The following is a 20,516-nucleotide window of genomic DNA, read 5'->3' as shown; positions in this document are numbered from 1 at the left end:
AACAAATGAGTATGGATTTTGTTTAACATTTAACGAAATAAACCTAAATCTTTTTTTCGTGACCACCAAATATGTTAATGTTTTTTTATTGTTGCAAGGTAAATTTAAGGCTTATACCGAAGTTGGAATTCGTTGTAGGATAGCCAACTGCCGTGATGAGCGGTTCATTAATAATGTGGTCGAAAAAGGCGCTCAAAGTCAATGCCCGCGTCATAGTATATGCCGCCGAACATTTGAGAGTAATAATCGTCGTTCCGGCAGTAGCCTGCGTATAATTCTCCTGAATTTTTCGGATGAGCGTCTGTTGCGTCCTGTGAGACAAATCCACTTTCAGATTCAAATCATTATTGACTCCCTCTGCCGGCTTGGCTGTCAGACCGATTACCCTGTTGAAATCATTAATTCGATACCCCATCCCTACCACAAGCTCTTTCTGCAAGGTTTCGATTATCTGGTACGACGAGGTATTCAACGTCAGCGTACGGCTGTTGTTATATCGTCCGTTGAACGACAAACTGTTACTCATTACCCCTTCGAGGCCAATCAATGGATTGAAGGCTTCCACAATACTCACCGAGGAGATATTATACGGCGACGACGGCACAGGTTTGCCCGACAATACGTCACGGATAAATCCAAGACCGTCACCTCCGTCAGCTTCGACCCACGTAGTGAAGGAGTTATAATTTCCTACCTGATAGGTACAATTATAGGCATGATTCAACCGGATAGACTTGAAATGCTGTTTGATGAACGGGATATTCGTTAATCCGTCATAATTTATCGTCCAATTAGGCAACAGTTTCCACAACGATGGGAAAGCGGACAATGATATCTTGTCGGCACTATTGCCTGTATAGGCTGCCAAAAATGCAGGAATCAGCACATCCGGCGAATTGAGGCTTACATCTCCGGCGGTAGTGGGATCATACGGATTTCCTCTATAGCCTGAATTATTCGGATCGGAAGCGATAAATCCGGCATTCGGATAATTAACATGCTGGTATTTATTTTCCAAGCGATATTTGACACTCATCCTGTTGCGCAGGAAACGGTCGAATGCTTTGGATTTATAGCCATTTTTAGCATTCCCCGAATCAAAGGCCGAAGAAAGCGCAATCGTCGTAATAGAGAAGCTACCTCCATAGAGGCGAGGCTGTCCGTCGTACATATATTGGTATTCGGTGCGCCTGTTGCGTTCGCGGCCGGCATTTACTTCTATTCTGAATCCTTTGAACGGCTCTATCTGCGATCGTATTTCCATTTTCTCGGCTTGATTATAGATAGCCGGAATGGTATTATAGTCGTTCATCAATAACCAGTTGCGGTCATATGCTTTATTTACGAAATCTTCTCCGCCATCGAAACCGAATGCAAATCCCAATCCCGGTGTCATGCCATAGTCGGAATAGTTTTTCTGACCAAACATGTCTCCTACTTTCGGCTTGAAGCCGGATATAGATGTTTCTTTCCGGTTCGAGTATTTCAGTTCGATATTGCGGATCGACATCAACCCGCGTGCGGAATAATCCGCCACATCCGACCAGAATTTATTTCCTTCACCGTCTACTTGCTTGCTCTCAACGGAAAGTTGTATCCGGGCGCTATCTTTATTGGTTATCCTTATCGTATTGTTATCTATACGCTTATATTTCAGCTTGTACGGTTTACCGTCTTTCTTCGCCAGAATCTCCAGCTTCTTCGTATCGAGCCCGTGTCTAAGGGTATAGGCTGAATCTTTCGTCAGCAGAATCTCCTGCGTAAAGCGTTTCTTCGGCTGCTGACGCTCCTGTGCTTGCGGGCGGCGCTGCGCCTGCCTGTTAGACGTACGCCTGTCGAAACGCTCATTCACCTTTCTCAGATAGCTCGACTTCCTGTACAAAGAAGTCAAATCCATACGGCTTGTGATACCCAATGTCATCATATTATTGATGGTATTCCCCATAGTGAGGCTGTCGACACCGATATTCACTCCCCTATCCCACTGATAGGAGCTTTCGTACGATGCATTGGACGTAATCCAGTCTAAAGCCGGAACAGAACGCGTCGGGATTTGATAAGTCACCTTAGCATATTGTTTATACGACAGCGGATCGCCCAGATGCTTGATACTGTTCCAAACCGTATCGCGCCAACGATCATAATCGTCTCTGTTTACGTTTTTATTTACTTGCAGATAAGGCTCTTCTATTTCGGCTCTTGTACCCGATTGGAAAGATATTTTCAGATTCTTTGTCAAATCCCAGTTCATTGAGAAATCGCGATCCCAATAGAATGACTGGCTCCATGTCAGAAATTTCTGGTCACTTCCGCCTCCGGCATAAATACTCTCAATATCACGCGTAAGCGTTTCGGTATAATAGCGCGTCATTACGGAGTTGAAAGCGATATTGCTCGGCAGGTAGTTGAAGCCGATAGATTTAGCGAACTTAGCTGTTCCAGATTTGCCTTTTACATTCTTGAACGGCTCCCATGTCTTGGCAAGCGGCGTATAGGTATAGCTCACGCCCAGTTTATAATCCTTCGCTTTGTCGTATGCCGTCGTAGGCGTTTCGTTGTTGCTCTGATTATAAGCATAGTTGAAACTAAAGTTCGCCGGATCGTAAGGCATCGGTGTCTTACTCTGAACGTTCGATTTCACATTCGTAAAGCTTAGGCTTCGTGTCGTCATACGTTCGACGGCGAGGCTCTTGACCGAATCCTTTTCCGCCTTGGTATCCATAGCAGCTATCGATTCGTTCAGTTTCACATCGGTATTGAACGGATCATATTCCGGCTTGGTTTCCTGATTGGAATAGGCATAATAGAACGGAATACTCAATTTTGCCTTTTCAGGAATAAAACGCCCTAAGTCGAGGTTCACCGAGATATTATAGATCGTATAATCGTCCTGACGCCGTTCGAGCAGGCTTTGATCCAATGCTCCAAAGCCGACAGTCTCTTTTCTTCCTGCCACGTTCACCGTACCGATATCCGACAGGGCAACATTCAGATTACCTTGGGCAGCCCATCCGCCCTCGTCGTCGAAGTCGGTCAGGCGCAATTCATTCACCCAGACTTCACCCGAACGTGTGTGGCGCGAATTATTGCGCACCCCTATCATGATGACATATACCTCCGCCAGAGACGGATTACCGACAATGCTGATTTTATTGGCAGGTTTGTATGGATCATACTCGGAATAAACCGTCGTATAATTAATAGTAGACCCGGCTACTCGTTTTTTCTTATTCCGGCTCAATTTCAGATCTTTCAGTATTTCCAGCGGGAAGTCGAGCATATTGCCGGCCGGCCACACGATTTCGCGATGTGCATTATTGCTGTTCTGATAAGTGTCATGCGGTGTCAGCGACAATGGCACTTCGTATTCGTAGTAGTTATTTTTATAGTCGCTACCCAGACGGATGAACACTGAAAAATCACCGTCCTCGAGAGGGGTGCCGTTTATCAATTGCTCGGCATGTGTAAACATCTGCAAGCGTTTGTAGCGACGCATATCATACATCGTATTTTTGTATACACCTCGGGCATCTTTTGCGTCGAGGCTGTTGACAGTCAACGATAACGATTGTTCATTATCCTGCAGCAATTGTGCCTGATTGGCTGTTTCCGAACGACTTAACCCCGGCGGCAAAACATAGCTCACAGGCTGTTTATTGCTATTTTCTTCGATATTGACACGCGTTACGTCTATCGTACCTGTCCCCGAAGGAGCATTATTGGCATTAAGCGTATTTTCGTATGTCCGCCAATCGCCGCGTACAAGTTGCAATGTACCGAAACGAAGGAAAGTAGTCTGTGTAAATTCGGTCATAAACATACGCATAAAACGTATGCTCTTGAATCCGCTGATATTCCCTTTTTTGCTGGTGGGTTGGCGAACAGGAATCTTGAACTGATACCATTTCACCTTTCCTTTACTTCCATCCCTCAGATCGACTTCGACCTCCCGCATTTCGGTGATACAATTCTGACCGACCTGCATTTTGGTCGGTTTCAATTCGAGTTTATACTGGTAATACGATTCAGTTTCGTTCATCGTATTGTCCTGATCCATATCTTCTACATCAGGTACTGTACGCGCAGTTGTGGAATATTTCTCATCCGGGAAGCCAACAGTGTTTCCTTCACTTCCGTTGAAATATTTGTAACGATCTAAAATGCTCGTTTTTTGCTCGTCATAGTACGAACTGCGATAGAAATGGAAATTATCTCCCGACGGATCATTCAATGGAGAAAAAGGATTAGCCGATTGTTCCGTCTCGGCCGTAGGGGACAGAGCGGCACGGTAGGCGGTTACATAATTAGAATATGCCGGGAAATTAAGTTCTTCTTCGGTACTTAATCCATTCAGACCGACGTCCTGTCTTCTTTTCTGCTCGTCGCTCAAATTGTTATCAAAGGCATAAACCGTCGACTGGCGTTTTGGCACTTTTCCCCATTCTGTATATTCAACGGAAGTAAGGTCGCCATCGGTCGGGAGGCCGTTTTCATAGAATTTCTTTCCGTCTTTCAGTACATCCTCGGATATATCACCCAAATCGATATAGAAGTCCCCACCCTTATTCTGCAAAGCAGGAGGCAGCGTATCGTTATATACAAACGGATCCATCAGCCAAAACTCGATGTATTCGACATTGGATGTCTCAAAGTCCCTGATTTCGAGCTTACGGGTTATCCCTCCCCAACGCTTATCCGGATCGCGCAATTTACCGTCAGAGTCGATATTGGTTGCATCGAGGTTATAAGGGCCTCTTTCTTCGGGATAGTAAGATATATTGAGGGCAGAAATAACGCCTGCGTCGTCGAAAGACAAGTCTTTATTCGGATATAATTCCCTTATACCGATTTCGCGGACAAAGTGATTCGATAACTGCTTCTTATCGTTCTTGATATGCTGCGGGGTAAGGGACGATCCTTTGCGCGTAAACATTCCGTCGATCATAAACCAAGACATCATCGCCCTGTTCTTGCCGTAGTTTATATCGTTGCTGAGAGTAGCTTCGGGGAAGAACGACGGCGTAGAAGACAGTGCCCATCCATACGGATTTTTCAGGTCGATACGTGATTCGGACGATTCGAAATCGTCGATATAGGAATATCCGCCCATATTCCCGTTCTTATAATGTCCGGCTATCAATTGGGCAAATTCTCCGGTGAACGAGATTTGTGAAGGTTGTGTTGCTTCCACGAACGGAAGCTTATCTATCATATTCGTCAGCCATTGCGATTGCGAATTGTAAGACATATTCAAGCCCCACAAGGTATTTTTTACCGATTCGCTACCGATAGTCGTTTTGTTGGTGAGCGGCTTCTCGTACATATGCATAATCGTTCCGCCCATTGTCAGCTTCTTCGAGAATTCATAGCTGAGATTCATTCCCAGCAACGTTTTGCGCTGCATGCTGAATGTACGGTCTTCGAGCGAAACCTGCACAGGCGTGTTCGATTCTTTGATTTCTTCGTTGATAATAGTCACCGTCCCCGAAAGGTAATCGATAATATAGTCGACACCCTCGGTCAGTTGCTGCCCTCCTGCCGTCACCCTGACCGAACCTTGAGGCACGTTGGTAGCATTGAGGCTGATATCTCCGGTAGAGGCAGACGAACTACCCCGATATTTACCGTAGATTTTGAATTTATTCTTTTCGGCGACCTGTTCCGCAGCCGTTTTGCTCAATGTATAAAGTTCGGGATAAACATATTTCTGCGCAATTGTTGCACTGCCGATTTTTTGATCTAACCAGCTACCGAACGGTTCTACCACAGGGAAGAATATGCGTCCGTTTTCGGCTTTCACGGTAAAACCGTCGATATAGTCAAAAATACCGTCCCCGATATTCCCCCTGCCATCCTGAACAGGTTTATCATTCGAATTCAGACGGTCCATATTCATCACATTCAACAAGGGCTTATCTTTGATTGCCCCTTCGGTCAGATAAGTGAGGTATGTCCCTACCGAATCGGTCTGATAAGCAATCTGCAAACGGAATCCTTCTTTCTGAACGTTGTTGACGGTCATATTGTTGGCTGCACCAAGGCTATAGACGTTTTTCATCATCAAATCCCACGAATAGGAATTAGGAGAAAGCGAAACCGGCTTCAGGAGTTTCAGGATAAGCGAACCCGATTTGGCATTCCCCGGCTCGTATGTTTCGACAATATCCGCCGAAAACTCTCCCACCTGATAAGTCGTTCCCTGATACTGGTATTCGAAAGCGACAGCCAGTACCTCATCGCTTTGCAATGCCGATGTGAGGGATAGATATCCCAACTGTGCATTATAGGTATATTCCGTAGAAGAAAGCAACCGCGCACGTTCTACTTTTTCGTAATCCTGTCCGTTCTCCAATGGTATAGCGCCCAACAGGGAATTAACCCTCGAAATATCCCTTATTCCACTATAGGTGGAAATCATGCCATTATAGAGGGTGTTCGCGCCGTTGTATGGCATCGAAGGAGCTATTGTACCCCATTGCGTTGTATTCTTAATTTTGTCGGATTCTCCCAAATCGGCAAAAGCCACAAAGTTCCGTGCCTGCTCGTAGTTTCCACGCTTATTGGTCACCCATACTTCGATACGCGATATGGTTATTTTGGAAACAACAGCCGGAAGTTGCGACATTCCCTCATCGTAGTGATCGCGGAAATAATGTCCGAGGAAAAAGTGGCGGTTCTCGTCGTAATCGGACGAACGAAACTCAAACTCGGTATTTTGCACCCCGCCTTCGGTTTGCAGCGAACGGCTTTCCGCCTCCTGCTGGGCTACAATCGCATTGACACGCAAGCGCCCGAATTGAAGTTCGGTATTGATACCGAACAAGGCAGATCCGCCGTTTATCAGCGAGTTGGTTGTAGCCATGCTGACATTTCCGGCTTCTATTTTCTTGATTATCTCGTCTTCGTGCCCCTGATAGCCTAACTTTATCTTCTTGGAATCGAAATCGAAAGCAGCTTTTGTATCGTAGTTCAGGTCGAAGTTTACCTTTTCGCCTACCGAAGCGTCTACATTCACCTGAATATCCTGATCGAAATCGAAGGTCGTACGGTTACGGCTTCGCTGCGAAAGGGTTGGATTCTTACTTGTTGTCCTCTTCAAACCGAGCTTGGCTTCGGCATATCCATTCAGATTCAGTTTTACTCCTCCGGGCCCGAAAATCCTATCCAGAGGCGTCATGCTCAGGTTGATATTTTTCAACACAAAGTCGTTATCCTTATCCGACTTTCCGGCTGCCGAGAGCGCATTCCGCTGACGGAAGTAATCCGACATCGACTGCTTCAGGGTATAATCGGAATACTCGTCAAAAGTGAGCGTGAAAGGGGTAAAATAGGAATCATCGCCCAAACGGGTGCGAAACATATACAATCCCGATTTAGGGTCATAATCCACTTCGGTTTGTATATTTCCCGGATCTTTCAGGTCTATGGGGTTTGTCTGGTTCAAATCGCCATAATTGGTAATTTGGGTTCTCTTTACGGGAAAACGGACAATCGTATCCTGTGGCTGAATGGTATCCTGATAGGCTATTTCGGGCAATAAAGAGCTATCCATCCCGGACAGGTTTCTTCCGGCACCGATACCGGAAAATAAGCTGACCGAACAGACAGAAAAGATTATTATTACCAAATATTTAACGAAACGTCTCAATATCAGAATACTATTTATTCTTTAACTATAACATTTTCAGCGAAGTCTTGATAATTTCTTCCACTGTGCTTTCGGGACTGTCTTTCAGTATTTTGGAAACCACTTTCTGCGAAGCCTGCTGTGGGAATCCCAACATAACCAATGCGGCTGTGGCTTCTTCTCCCGCCGGATTGACAGTAGAGGCCAGCAAAGAGTTTAGCTCTACTCCCTCGGCTTTTACTTTATCTTTGAGGTCGATAATCACACGCTGTGCCGTTTTCAGCCCGATTCCCTTCACCGACTTCAGTGCATCTACGTTCCCGGAGGTTATAACAGCTACCAGCTCCTGAGGGTTCAATGACGAAAGTATCATCCGCGCCGTATTCGCTCCTATCCCCGACACACTGATAAGCAGCAGGAACAATTCGCGCTCGTATTTATCATAAAATCCGAAAAGATTATGCGCATCTTCGCGGATGATTTCGGAGATAAACAGTTTTGTTGATTTCTGCCCCGAGAGCGCCGTATAGGTATTGAGCGAAATATGAATAAGATAGCCGATTCCTCCCGTTTCTACGGTAACCGATGTAGGCGTCAATTCGGCTATTTCGCCTTTTATATAATCAATCATACGTGATAATTCTTTTGTTGTTTTGTATGTATAACGTTAATAATTTGAAAAACGTATATCTTCCACGCATCTATTTAACGACATGCTATCGCTTTTCCAGAAACGGGAAGAAGTATTTTTCAGAGGGCAAAGGTATCACTTTTTTGAATAAGTTTTGTTTATATTTGTATAATATAGGATGCGTCTCGGCAATCTTGAGCAAGCTCGATTGCGCTCGACTTTCACTATATTTGTATAATATAGGATGCGCCCCGGCAATCTCAAGCAAGCTTGATTGCGCCCGGCTTGACTATATCAAATTTATCAAATTAAGTTAGAAACTAAATCAACTATAAACATGAGACTAAAGAAAGTAACAAATCCGGCAAACGAAGTATTCGAAAAGCGTTGTTCAATCCGCAAGTATGATCCATCGGTCAAAATCAGCCACGAAGAGATGAGCAATATCATTCAGGATGCTATGACAGCCCCGTCGTCGCTGAACCTGCAACCTTGGCGCTTTGTCGTTGTAGACTCGGCCGAAGGCAAAGAACTGGTAAAACCTTATATGGCTTTCAACCAGTTGCAGCACGAAACATCTTCGGCGCTGATAGTGGTATATGCCGATATGGCAAGCATCGGTTCGGCTGAAAGTATTCTTTCGGCAGATGTGAAACTCGGTATACGCGACGAGGCGAATAAAGAAAAATTCCTGCAAATGATTACATCATACCGGGCTCAGGTATCGCACGAACAGTTGTTGGCATCGCAAATGCTCGATTGCGGGTTTGTGTGCATGCAACTTATGCTTTCGGCAAAAGCTTACGGTTATGACACGAATCCAATAGGCGGTTTCGATCGCGAAGGCATCTCTAAAGCTTTGGGGATGGATAGTTCGCGCTACTTCCCTACCCTCATCATCTCGATTGGTAAGGCTGCCGAAGCGCCTCATGACACAACACGCTATAGTGTGGATGAGGTCACTTACTGGAAGTAATATTCGGAATAATTAATATATCCTGAAACCTAATCTATAATCATATGAAACAGAGAATACTATGCTTCTTCATGGCGGCAATCGTCATATCAGGTATTTGTGCGCAGGAACGCCCTTATCGTCCGACGAACGCAAAATTGACGGATCAAAATTCGTTCTCAATGATAGTTTATCCCGATCCGCAGGGATATGTGAAATATGCCCAGAATCAACCTATTTTGGAACTGATGACTACATGGACGGCATACAACATAGACCGGCTCAATATAAAGGCTGTTTTATGCACAGGTGATATCGTGGAATTCAACGAACTGGCTATCGCCGACCCGAGAATGAGTAACCAGAATAGCGTGGAGCAATGGGAAGGAGCTTCGCGAGCGTTCGAACAAATCGACGGAAAAGTCCCTTATATAAACTGTTTGGGCAACCACGACTACGGATATAAGTCATCCGAGAAGCGAATCACAAACTTCTCGAAGTATTTCCCTTTTGACCGGAATCCTCTCTGGAAAGATTGCTTAGTGGAAGTCGCTCACAACTACGAAGACAAACCTACATTAGAAAACGCTGCATACGAATTCAGCGACGATAATTGGGGAAAGATTCTCGTACTGGTGCTCGAGTTCAGCCCACGCGACGAGATACTGGAATGGGCGAAGAAAGTATGCGACAGCAACAAATATAAGAACCATAAAGTAATCGTCCTGACGCACTCCTATATGGATTATAAAGGAAAAGTATATGAAAGCGAGGATTATCTTATCAGTCCCGCCAATTATGGAAAAGATATTTGGGAAAGACTATTATATTCTTGTCCGAACGTGAAATTGCTTATCTGCGGACACGATGCAAGAATCGGCAGCTTTGAACAAAATGTTGGATTCCGCACAGACAAAAATATAGCGAACAAGAATGTACACCAGATGATGTGGAATGCCCAAACGGCCGGCGGCGGATGGGAAGGTAACGGTGGAGATGGATGGTTGCGCATCCTCGAATTCATGCCGGACGGAAAAACAATAAAAGTAAAAACATTCTCTCCATTGCTGGCAATATCCGAAGCGGCGGCTTCTCAGGCTTGGCGGACAGAAAAATATGATCAGTTCGATATTATTGTCGAATGATAATTAATTTATAGCAAAATCATACATATATGCGAAAAATACTATTAACAATCACTTTTATACTAACGATGACAACAATAAATGCACAGAACCCGTTCTTTGCGGAATATGATACTCCACACGGAACGCCTCCTTTCGACAAAATAAAGAAGGAACACTACGAACCGGCTATAGACAAAGGAATCGAGCAACATAAAAACGAAATAAACAGGCTGACAATGGAGCGTTCGATGCCGACTTTCCGGAATACGATCGAACGATACGAACGTTCGGGGCAGCTGTTATCGCGCGTCGCATCGACTTTCTTCCCATTGTTGGGAGCTGAATCGGATGACGAAATGATGGAAATAGCACAACGCATCCAACCGAAATTGTCGCAGCATTCGAATGAAATAAACCTCAACGAAGCGCTATTCAAACGCGTTAAAGCCGTGTACGAAAACCGTCATAACGAAGGCCTTACACCCGAACAAATCCGCCTCACAGAAAAGATATACCAAGGATTTGAGAATCGCGGAGCAACGTTAGAAGGTGCCGACAGAGAGAGGTATAAAGAACTATCGTCGAAGCTCAGCCAGTTGACATTGACTTTCGGGCAGAATACACTGAAAGAAACGAACAAATTCGAAATGCTGCTGACCGACGAAGCCGATTTGGCAGGGTTGCCCGACAGCGAGAAAGAGGCTGCTAAAGTAAAAGCCAAAAGCAAAGGCAAAGAGGGATGGTTATTCGACCTGACTGCTCCGAGCTATATCGGTTTCATGAAATATTCGGAGCGCCGCGACTTACGCGAAAAGCTTTATCGGGCTTATAATACGAGATGTATCAGCGGAGGCGAATTCGATAATCAGGAGAATGTCCGCCAGATAGCCAAAACGCGTATGGAGATAGCACAGCTATTGGGTTATCCGGATTATGCAACTTACGTCCTTCGCAACAAGATGGCTAAAAACAAAGAGGGGGTATATGGATTGTTGAATGATTTGTTCGACGCCTATGCGACTGCTGCCCGTGAGGACGTGAAAGAGGTAGAAAACTTTGCCGCCAGCATGGAAAGTAAAACTGTCAGTTTGCAACCGTGGGATTGGTCATACTATTCCGAGAAACTGAAAGATGCCAAGTATCAGGTCAGCGACGAGCTTGTCCGTCCGTATTTTGAGTTGGAACATGTAAAAAAAGGTGTATTCGGATTGGCGACGGACTTGTATGGAATCACTTTCAGAAAAAACACGGAGATACCAGTATATCACCCCGAAGTGGAAGCCTTTGATGTGTTGGATGCCAACGGCGATTATCTTGCCGTTCTGTATACCGACTTCCATCCGCGCGAAGGAAAACGCCAAGGTGCATGGATGACCGAATTTAAAGGGCAATACGTAGAGAAAGGGATAGATTCGCGCCCGCATGTGTCTATTGTAATGAACTTCACACGACCTACGGATACCAAGCCTGCCCTGCTCACATTCGACGAAGTAGAAATATTCCTGCACGAATTCGGGCATGCGCTTCATGGAATGCTGACCAAATGTACTTACGAAGGTCTTTCGGGAACAAGCGTAGAACATGATTTCGTGGAACTTCCTTCGCAAATCATGGAAAACTGGCTGACCGAAAAAGAATACCTCGACCGTTTTGCCGTGCACTATCAGACAGGCGAGAAAATCCCGGCCGAACTTGTACAGAAATTGGTTGATGCAGCAAACTTCAACGCAGCCTATATGTGTTATCGCCAGCTATCATTCGGATTCCTCGATATGGCATGGCATACGATAGATAAGCCATACACAGGCGACGTGCGCGAGTTCGAGCAAGCCGCCATGAGCAAAACGGCTGTATTGCCTGTCGTACCCGAAGCTAACATGTCGGTGTCGTTCAATCATATCTTCTCGGGCGGATATGCAGCAGGATATTACGGCTACAAATGGGCTGAGGTATTGGATGCCGACGCATTTGCCAAATTCAAGGAAACAGGTATCTTCAATCAAGAAACTGCAAAGTCTTTCCGCAGCAATATCTTAGAACGTGGAAACACCGAAGACCCAATGACGTTGTATGTCAAGTTCCGTGGGCAAAAACCAACTGTGGATGCGCTACTGAAAAGAAACGGAATAGAAAAATAAGCGTAAACCTTTTATATTCAATAGAAAGAGGTTACTTCCAAAAAGTAAGATGAGCCCTAAAAGTTAGACAAAGACTTTTAGGGTTCGTTTCATTATACGACGTTTTTCTTCACTTTGACTAATATGTCACATTTTATAGTTAAATATTATCCTTGACTAAACACTGTAAAGGTTAGTTTTGTAACCAAATAATTTTAATTACAATGAAGACACATACCAAAATGAAAAAAGTAAAAAAATTGTTAGGTAACATATGCTGCGGAATCGCATGTATAGCCTTTCTCATTTCTTGTAACGAAACAGTCAGTGATGCTGAAATCACTATTACCGACAGGCCGGTAACGACCACAGCCAATGCCCATTACATTGGGAACCGTGCCCCGCTGAAACCGGTTCATTTCATTAAACTTCCAGTAGGAGCTGTTAAGCCCGAAGGTTGGTTAAAGAAATACCTGCACCTGCAAAAAGACGGGCTTACCGGAAAATTAGGCGAAATCAGTGCATGGCTCGAAAAGAAAGATAACGCCTGGCTGATGTCGGGCGGTCAGCATGGATGGGAAGAAGTTCCCTACTGGCTGAAAGGTTATGGCAACCTCGCCTATATACTCAACGATGCTGACATGATAGCAGAAACAAAAATATGGATTGATGCCGCTTTCGACAGCCAGCAACCGGATGGATATTTCGGCCCAATCAACGACCGCAGCGGCAAACGCGAATTGTGGGCGAATATGATTATGGTCTGGTGCCTGCAGTCCTATTATGAGCATTCGGGAGATCAAAGGGTTATCGACCTGATGACCAAGTATTTTAAATGGCAATTGACTGTTCCGGACGATCAGTTTTTGGAAGATTATTGGGAAAACAGCCGCGGAGGAGATAATCTTTACAGCATTTATTGGCTCTACAATATTACGGGAGATGAGTTCCTGCTCGAACTTGCTGAGAAAACTCACCGCAACACGGCAAACTGGATGGAAGATTCGTGGTTGCCTAACTGGCACAATGTAAATATTGCTCAATGCTTCCGCGAGCCGGCTACGTATTATATGCTGACAGGCGATTCTGCCCATCTTGCAGCTACTTACAATGTACACAACTTAATAAGGAGAACATTCGGTCAGGTTCCCGGTGGAATGTTCGGCGCAGATGAAAACGCACGGATGGGATTCATCGACCCACGCCAAGGAACAGAAACCTGCGGATTTGTAGAACAAATGGCATCCGATGAAATACTTCTTCGCATGACCGGCGACCCTTTATGGGCCGAACATTGCGAAGATATTGCTTTCAACTCCTACCCTGCTGCCGTAATGCCGGACTTCAAAGCATTGCGCTATATCACTTGCCCGAATCATACGATAAGTGATTCCGAAAATCACAGACCGGGAATCGACAATGGCGGCCCTTTCCTTGCAATGAATCCGTTCAGTAGCCGTTGCTGCCAGCACAACCATGCGCAGGGATGGCCATATTTTGTTGAGAATCTTATATTGGCAACACCCGACAATGGTTTAGCAGCAGCTATTTATGGGCCATGTACAGCGAATGTTACAGTAGGTGAAAGCGGAACAAATGTTCAAATCAAAGAGGAAACAAACTATCCGTTTGAAGAAGAAATAAGGTTTACCATCACTCCGGATAAAGATGTGAACTTCCCGCTATATTTACGTTTGCCTTCATGGTGCGATAATCCGGTGGTAAAAATCAATGGCGCAACAGCAAATGTCAAAGCCGAAGCAGGAAAATACATTCGCATCCAACGGGAATGGAAAGAAGGCGATACGGTAACACTGGAATTACCTATGACTTTAAGTATGAGAACATGGCAAGCCAATAAAAACAGCGCAAGTATCAACTATGGCCCATTAACGTTATCTTTATTGATAGATGAAGACTATAAGAAGGTAAACAGCGCCGAAACAGCTATCTGGGATTCTAAGTGGCAGAAAGGTGCCGATATAAATGCATGGCCATCTTACGAAATTTATCCGGCAAGTGCATGGAACTATGCGCTGAAAGTGAATGAGAATAATTTAGCTTCAAACTTCGAAGTGGTAAGAAAACCATGGCCTGCAAATGATTTCCCATTTGATACACAGAATGTTCCGATTGCGTTCAAAGCGAAAGGCAGACAAATACCATCTTGGGGAATCGACAAGTACGGACTTACAGGAGTACTGCCTGACGAAGATGCTAAAAAGAGCGATGTACTCGACGATATTACTTTAATACCTATGGGCGCTGCACGCTTGCGTATTTCGGCGTTCCCGGTGGTTACTGAATAATATTCGGCAGTTTTGACCTATATATAAATACCCCCTCCTTTTCCGGGAGGGGGTATTATCTTGTTAGTAGCTAAGTTGCAATGCAATTATAGTTGTATTATTACCAGATATCAGCACGTTCTTCTTTCGGGATATACAGCGAATCATCCGAAGTAATATTGAAAGCTTCGTACCACGCATTGATGTGCGGAAGCGTTCCGTTTACGCGCCATTTGCCCAACGAGTGAGGATCGGTCTGTGTACGGCGACGAATTTCTGCTTCGCGGATATCGCCTGCCCAAACTTTAGCATAGGCAAGGAAGAAACGTTGTTGAGGAGTGAATCCGTCTATTTTCTTTTCGTCCTTGGCTTGTTGAGTCTTCTCGAAAGCGTTGTAGGCAATCTGCAAACCTCCGAAGTCTCCAATATTCTCGCCCAATGTATATACACCATTGGCATATAATCCCGGTAATACCTCGATGTTGTTGAAATGCTCGACCAAAACCTGTGCCCGTTCTTTGAACTTAGCCTCATCTTCACCTGTCCACCAGTTGGCAAGGTTACCTTCTTTGTCGAACTTAGAACCTTGATCGTCAAATCCGTGAGACATCTCGTGTCCGATAACTACTCCGATAGCGCCATAGTTGATAGCATCGTCGCCATCCATATAGAAGAAAGGCGGCTGCAAAATGCCGGCAGGGAAACAGATTTCATTGGTTGCCGGGTTGTAATAGGCATTTACCATCTGAGGAGGCATGTGCCACTCTGCTTTGTCGACAGGTTTACCAACTTTGGCTATCATCTCGTTCCAATCGAAAAGGCTAACTCTTACGTTATTGGCCCAATAGCTTTCGTCCGCTTTGATTTCAAGAGGCGAATAGTCTTTCCATTTGTCAGGGTAGCCGATTTTCACGGTGAACGTACTCAATTTTTCCTGTGCTTTCTCTTTGGTCACATCGCTCATCCAAGTCAAGTTATTAACACGTTCGCCAAGAGTTGTTTGTAAGTTCTTCACCAGTTCCAGCATTCTCTCTTTTGCTGCAGGAGGGAAATATTTAGCAACGTACATCTCGCCTACCGCTTCGCTCAACGAGCCGTTTACAGTATTTACTACACGCTTCCAACGCGGCTGCATCGCCTGACGGCCAGAGAGCTGCTTACCATAGAAATCGAAATTATCGTTTACGAAATTATCACTCAAATAGGATGCTGCGCTGTTGATTACTTTCCAGGAAAGATAGTACTGCACCTCATCCAACGGCAATGTATTGAGCAGTCTTACAGCCTCGGCAACCGGTTCTATCTGAGAGACATTCAAGTCTTTCAGGTCTTTTATGCCGACTGTTTCAAAATAGGTGTTCCAATCAAAGTTCGCAACCTTTTTGTTCAAGTCCGAAACTGCCATTTTGTGATAGTTTTTTTCAGGGATTCGTTTGTCTTCCTTGGTGAAATGGGCTTTTGCTAAAGCTGTTTCGATTTTCATAACAGCTTTCATGGCTCTTACGGCATCTTCATTCGAATATCCGGCATTTTTGAATTGCTTTTCGATGAGATTTTCATATCCTGCACGAATTTTCGAAGAAGCTTCGTCGTTTTTCAGGTAATACTCTCTATCGCCTAAGCTTAATCCGCTTTGATAGAGATGTACGATGTTCATCGAACTGTTTTTATCATCGGCACCTACATACAAACCAAAGAAAGGATTGCCGGCATATTGAGATACTTCGCCGACTAAACGGATAATATCCGCACGATTGGCAGCTGCGGCAATTTTGTCTAATTGCGGCTTAATAGGTGCTGCCCCTTCGGCTTCTATTTTGACCGTATCCATTCCCACTTTGTAGAGGTCGCCTATCTTCTGCTGAACAGAACCTTGTTCGTACGACTGCCCCGATAGCCCCTCGATAAGGCCTTTCACCTGTTCGGTACTGACTTCGGCTAATTGTTCGAATGCTCCGTAACGCGAATATTCGTCTTTCATCGGATTTTTAGCCGTCCAGCCGCCGGTAGCGTACTGATAGAAATCATTACCCGGAGTAGCTGTCGTATCTAAATCTGTCATGTCGAGATTTTTCGACGGATTTCTATCTTTCATCGTAAAACCAAATGTCGTCATTACCACTAATGCTAATGGTAAATACAAATACTTTTTCTTCATAATTCATCATATAATTTGAGTTTCTTTTGTCTTTATCTAAAAACAATGTATCTGCAAAATTAAAATTAATTAATACCTTTGATAACATAAATAGCAAAAAAAGAAACAGAAATGATCGAAATAGATAAAATACCTTCTCCCTGCTATGTATTGGATGAGGTATTGCTAAGAGAAAACCTCGCCCTGATAAAATCGGTGAAAGAGCGGGCAGGAGTTAATATTATCCTTGCTTTCAAAGCCTTTGCCATATGGAAGGCTTTCCCCATCATCCGCGAATACGTACCTTATTCGACTGCCAGCTCCGTCTGGGAAGCGCAATTGGCATACGAAGAGATGGGAAGTCCGGCGCACACCTTTTCGCCGGCCTATACGGCCGAAAACCTACCCGTTTTTGTCCGTTATAGCAGCCATATAACATTCAATTCGCTTTCGCAATTCGAACGTTTCTATCCCGAAACACGTAAATATGCCAAAAAAGTTTCCTGCGGGCTACGCATCAACCCCGAATATTCGGAGGTAGAAACCGAGCTTTATAATCCGGCAATGCCCGGAACGCGTTTTGGTGTGACCGCCGACCAATTGCAACAGCTACCCGAAGGGGTGGAAGGCTTGCATTTCCATACGCTTTGCGAATCATCGTCTTACGACCTCGAAAAAACATTGCAGCAGGTAGAGGCTAAATTCGGACACCTGCTTCCGCAGCTCAAGTGGTTCAACATGGGCGGAGGGCATCTGATGACGCGCGACGATTACAACGTAGAGCATCTGATAGAGTTGCTTATCGACTTTAAGAAACGCTATCCGAATCTGGAGGTAATCATGGAACCGGGAAGCGCTTTTGTCTGGCAGACAGGCGTGTTGGTTTCGTCGGTAGTCGATATAGTAGAAAATCACGGTATCAAGACAGCCATTCTGGATGTTTCATTTGCCTGTCATATGCCCGATTGCCTCGAAATGCCTTATAAGCCGAGGATTCAAGGCGCTCATCACGAACCGGTTGAGGGGCTTCCGACGTATCGCATGGGCGGAAACAGTTGCCTGAGTGGCGATTTTGTCGGTAGCTGGTCGTTTGACAAGCCGTTGCAGATAGGAGACAAAATCGTATTCGAGGATATGATTCATTATACAACGGTCAAAACGACGATGTTTAACGGTATTTCGCATCCTGCCATCGCGCTATGGACCAAACACGGTCAGCTCGACGTTTACAGGGAATTTTCATACGAAGATTACAGGGACAGGATGTCTTGATAATAATATGTGAATTAGTAGTTATATTGTGATTACAGGTTTATCAATATTTATAGAGTTGACGAGTTTATTAGTTACAAGTTACTTCGTGCTTTGCACAGTTACGAGTTACAAGAAAACGTTCCAAAGCGATGGAGATAAGTACACCTTTGTTACTTTTTATTGTCATCCCGAACGAAGGTGAGATGTCTTTTCCCTATTGCGAGGTAAGATGTTTCGTTTCACTCAACATGACAGGGACGAATAAGCCTCCCCTTGGGGGAGGTTGGTGGGGCTAAGAGTAACCCGATAAAGAAAACGTTGTTTCCTTGTCTCGGTTTTAGAGATTTAATCAACTAATAATAAGATATATAAACTTCAAAAAGCGCTAAAAAAAGTAACTAAAAGTGGCACAAAAAAGCGACACTTTAGAGGCTTTTGGGTAGGGGATAGAATAAATAATCTAACAGAACAAGATATGGCAAGGCCAAGAACTAAAGAACAGCTATTGCAGGCAAGCGGGGATAACTTCAACAAGTTATTCGCCTTAATCGATTCTATGTCTGAAGAGGAACAAACAAAGACTTTTTCGTTCGAAGACAGGGACAGGAATATTCGCGATGTACTGGTACATCTCTACGAATGGCACCAATTATTGCTCAATTGGCTTCGGTCGAACCATGCAGGAAATAAAACGAACTTCTTGCCCGAGCCGTATAATTGGAAGACTTACCCCAAAATGAACATCGAATTTTGGGAAAAACATCAGAATACCCCTCTGAAAAAGGCAGTAATGCTTTTGAAAGAAAGCCATGCCGAAGCAATGATGCTGATTGAGCGCTTTTCGGATGAAGAACTATTTACAAGCAAGTACTTTTCATGGACGGGAAATACCAGTCTGGGGGCTTATTGTGTTTCATCCACATCGAGCCATTACGATTGGGCTATCAAAAAAATAAAAAAACACCAGAAAACCCTTTAGTCAAAGGGCAAAAAGAAAGATATAAAGCGTGGCAAAAAAGAACTTTTATGTAGTCTGGAACGGAGTTAAACCCGGTATCTACCGGCAATGGAACGAAGCCAAAGCACAAGTCGAAGGATACGACGGAGCTATCTACAAATCGTTTCCGACACTCGAACAGGCCGAGCAGGCTTTCAGGGATAGTCCGTGGAATTACGTAGGCAAAAATGCCGAAAAGAAAAAGACGGTTTCGATACATAATAATGCAGCGATAATCAAAGAGAGCCTTTCGGTAGATGCTGCCTGTAGCGGTAATCCGGGGCTGATGGAATACAGGGGGGTATATGTGAAGACGGGCAAAGAAATATTCCGTCAAGGCCCTTTTGAGATGGGGACAAACAATATCGGCGAATTTCTGGCATTGGTGCACGGTCTGGCGCTATTGAAGCAGAAGAAACTCAACATTCCTCTATACTCCGACAGCCGCAATGCCATCAAATGGGTGAAAGACAAAAAATGTAAGACCAAGCTCGAGCGTATTCCCGAAAACGAAATAATCTTTGACCTTATAGCCCGCGCCGAGAAATGGTTGCGCGAGAATACATACACCACTCCCATACTGAAATGGGAAACCGATCAATGGGGCGAAATCCCGGCCGATTTCGGACGGAAATAACAAAAGCAGTAAGAAGAACTTACTGCTTTTGTATCATATCAGGAAATTATTAGAAATTCCATTTCATCGGCTCAAAATACGCTTGCGGGTGAAGGCATGCAGGGCAAGTTTTAGGGGCAGTCTTACCATGATGTACATATCCACAGTTGCGGCATTGCCAGTCGATACCTTCTTCGCGCGAGAATACGCCATTGCTCTGGATACGGGCAAGAAGCGCTTTGTAGCGGTTTTCGTGCATTTCTTCCACCTTCGCAATCATGCGGTACATAGTTGCAATTTCTTTGAAGCCTTCCGATTCGGCTATTTCAGCAAATTTGGGATAATCGATAGCCCATTCTTCGTGCTCGCCGGCAGCAGCTTCAATCAGGTTCTCTTCGGTGGTCGCTATTTTTCCGGCAGGATAAGAAGCCGTGATTTCTACCATTCCGCCTTCGAGGTATTTGAACATACGCTTAGCATGCTCTTTCTCCTGATCGGCTGTTTCGAGGAAGATAGCGGCAATCTGTTCGTAACCTTCTTTCTTTGCCACACTTGCAAAAAACGTGTAGCGCGTCCGAGCTTGAGACTCACCTGCAAAAGAAGTTAGCAGGCATTTTTCAGTCTGAGTGCCTTTAATACTCTTGTCCATAAGATTTTTTCTTTGATGATAATTTATATAAATAGTTGATCTTTCTACACAAAAATACAAAGATTTATCGGGATTAACTTATGTTATGCTAAATGATTTCATATCTTTGCGGCGTAAA

The 20,516-nt window shown here is 44.6% G+C and carries 11 protein-coding genes; 7 read left to right on the top strand and 4 right to left on the bottom strand.

Annotated features, from left to right (window positions below; all coding sequences use genetic code 11):
* Positions 1–85: 85 nt before the first annotated feature.
* On the bottom strand, positions 86–7,651 hold the full coding sequence (gene sprA, locus D0T66_RS00110; protein ID WP_163355499.1) for a cell surface protein SprA: 7,566 nt from the start codon (positions 7,649–7,651) through the stop codon (positions 86–88).
* A gap of 22 nt (positions 7,652–7,673) precedes the next feature.
* On the bottom strand, positions 7,674–8,258 hold the full coding sequence (ruvA, locus tag D0T66_RS00105; protein WP_163355002.1) for a Holliday junction branch migration protein RuvA: 585 nt from the start codon (positions 8,256–8,258) through the stop codon (positions 7,674–7,676).
* Between the two features lie 337 nt (positions 8,259–8,595).
* Between ruvA and D0T66_RS00100 the strand changes: the two genes are divergently transcribed.
* The 4 genes from D0T66_RS00100 to D0T66_RS00085 all read left to right on the top strand — a co-directional run bounded on the left by D0T66_RS00100 (position 8,596) and on the right by D0T66_RS00085 (position 14,766).
* Positions 8,596–9,234 carry a nitroreductase family protein gene (locus D0T66_RS00100; protein ID WP_163355001.1) on the top strand — a complete coding sequence of 213 codons (639 nt, stop codon included), beginning with the start codon at positions 8,596–8,598 and terminating at the stop codon, positions 9,232–9,234.
* A 71-nt stretch (positions 9,235–9,305) separates the two neighbouring features.
* Positions 9,306–10,358 (top strand): metallophosphoesterase, encoded by a 1,053-nt coding sequence (locus tag D0T66_RS00095; RefSeq protein WP_255489690.1) that lies wholly within the window; start codon positions 9,306–9,308, stop codon positions 10,356–10,358.
* 29 nt (positions 10,359–10,387) lie between these two features.
* A complete protein-coding gene (locus D0T66_RS00090; RefSeq protein WP_163354999.1) occupies positions 10,388–12,478 on the top strand; it encodes a M3 family metallopeptidase in 2,091 nt (696 codons plus the stop codon).
* 221 nt (positions 12,479–12,699) lie between these two features.
* On the top strand, positions 12,700–14,766 hold the full coding sequence (locus D0T66_RS00085) for a beta-L-arabinofuranosidase domain-containing protein (protein WP_163354998.1): 2,067 nt from the start codon (positions 12,700–12,702) through the stop codon (positions 14,764–14,766).
* 100 nt (positions 14,767–14,866) lie between these two features.
* Here D0T66_RS00085 and D0T66_RS00080 read toward each other — a convergent pair whose 3' ends face one another.
* Positions 14,867–16,903, bottom strand: coding sequence for a M13 family metallopeptidase (locus D0T66_RS00080; RefSeq protein WP_163354997.1), 2,037 nt, complete (start codon positions 16,901–16,903; stop codon positions 14,867–14,869).
* Positions 16,904–17,014: 111 nt separating this feature from the next.
* On the opposite strand from D0T66_RS00080, the gene nspC reads away from it, so the two are divergent.
* The 3 genes from nspC (at position 17,015) to D0T66_RS00065 (ending at position 19,770) form a co-directional block, all read left to right on the top strand.
* Complete coding sequence (gene nspC / locus D0T66_RS00075; RefSeq protein ID WP_163354996.1) at positions 17,015–18,154, top strand: carboxynorspermidine decarboxylase; 1,140 nt, start codon at positions 17,015–17,017, stop codon at positions 18,152–18,154.
* 457 nt (positions 18,155–18,611) lie between these two features.
* Positions 18,612–19,115, top strand: a complete 504-nt coding sequence (locus D0T66_RS00070) for a ClbS/DfsB family four-helix bundle protein (RefSeq protein ID WP_163354995.1) — start codon at positions 18,612–18,614, stop codon at positions 19,113–19,115.
* Between the two features lie 28 nt (positions 19,116–19,143).
* Positions 19,144–19,770 carry a viroplasmin family protein gene (locus D0T66_RS00065; protein WP_163354994.1) on the top strand — a complete coding sequence of 209 codons (627 nt, stop codon included), beginning with the start codon at positions 19,144–19,146 and terminating at the stop codon, positions 19,768–19,770.
* A gap of 49 nt (positions 19,771–19,819) precedes the next feature.
* On the opposite strand, the gene rbr is transcribed toward D0T66_RS00065, so the two are convergent.
* A complete protein-coding gene (rbr, locus tag D0T66_RS00060) occupies positions 19,820–20,398 on the bottom strand; it encodes a rubrerythrin (RefSeq protein ID WP_163354993.1) in 579 nt (192 codons plus the stop codon).
* Positions 20,399–20,516 lie beyond the last annotated feature (118 nt).

The sequence above is a fragment of the Dysgonomonas sp. 25 genome (assembly GCF_010501075.1).
Taxonomy (GTDB): domain Bacteria; phylum Bacteroidota; class Bacteroidia; order Bacteroidales; family Dysgonomonadaceae; genus Dysgonomonas.
Note: the sequence above shows the minus strand (reverse complement) of the source record. Positions and strands in the feature narration are given on the sequence as shown.

What these genes read in the sequence shown, in the direction of transcription:
- ruvA (WP_163355002.1), bottom strand. Translation starts at nt 8,258, where the DNA reads ATGATTGATTATATAAAAGGCGAAATAGCCGAATTGACGCCTACATCG.
- rbr (WP_163354993.1), bottom strand. Translation starts at nt 20,398, where the DNA reads ATGGACAAGAGTATTAAAGGCACTCAGACTGAAAAATGCCTGCTAACT.
- D0T66_RS00100 (WP_163355001.1), top strand. Translation starts at nt 8,596, where the DNA reads ATGAGACTAAAGAAAGTAACAAATCCGGCAAACGAAGTATTCGAAAAG.
- D0T66_RS00080 (WP_163354997.1), bottom strand. Translation starts at nt 16,903, where the DNA reads ATGAAGAAAAAGTATTTGTATTTACCATTAGCATTAGTGGTAATGACG.
- nspC (WP_163354996.1), top strand. Translation starts at nt 17,015, where the DNA reads ATGATCGAAATAGATAAAATACCTTCTCCCTGCTATGTATTGGATGAG.
- D0T66_RS00085 (WP_163354998.1), top strand. Translation starts at nt 12,700, where the DNA reads ATGAAAAAAGTAAAAAAATTGTTAGGTAACATATGCTGCGGAATCGCA.
- D0T66_RS00095 (WP_255489690.1), top strand. Translation starts at nt 9,306, where the DNA reads ATGGCGGCAATCGTCATATCAGGTATTTGTGCGCAGGAACGCCCTTAT.
- D0T66_RS00090 (WP_163354999.1), top strand. Translation starts at nt 10,388, where the DNA reads ATGCGAAAAATACTATTAACAATCACTTTTATACTAACGATGACAACA.
- D0T66_RS00070 (WP_163354995.1), top strand. Translation starts at nt 18,612, where the DNA reads ATGGCAAGGCCAAGAACTAAAGAACAGCTATTGCAGGCAAGCGGGGAT.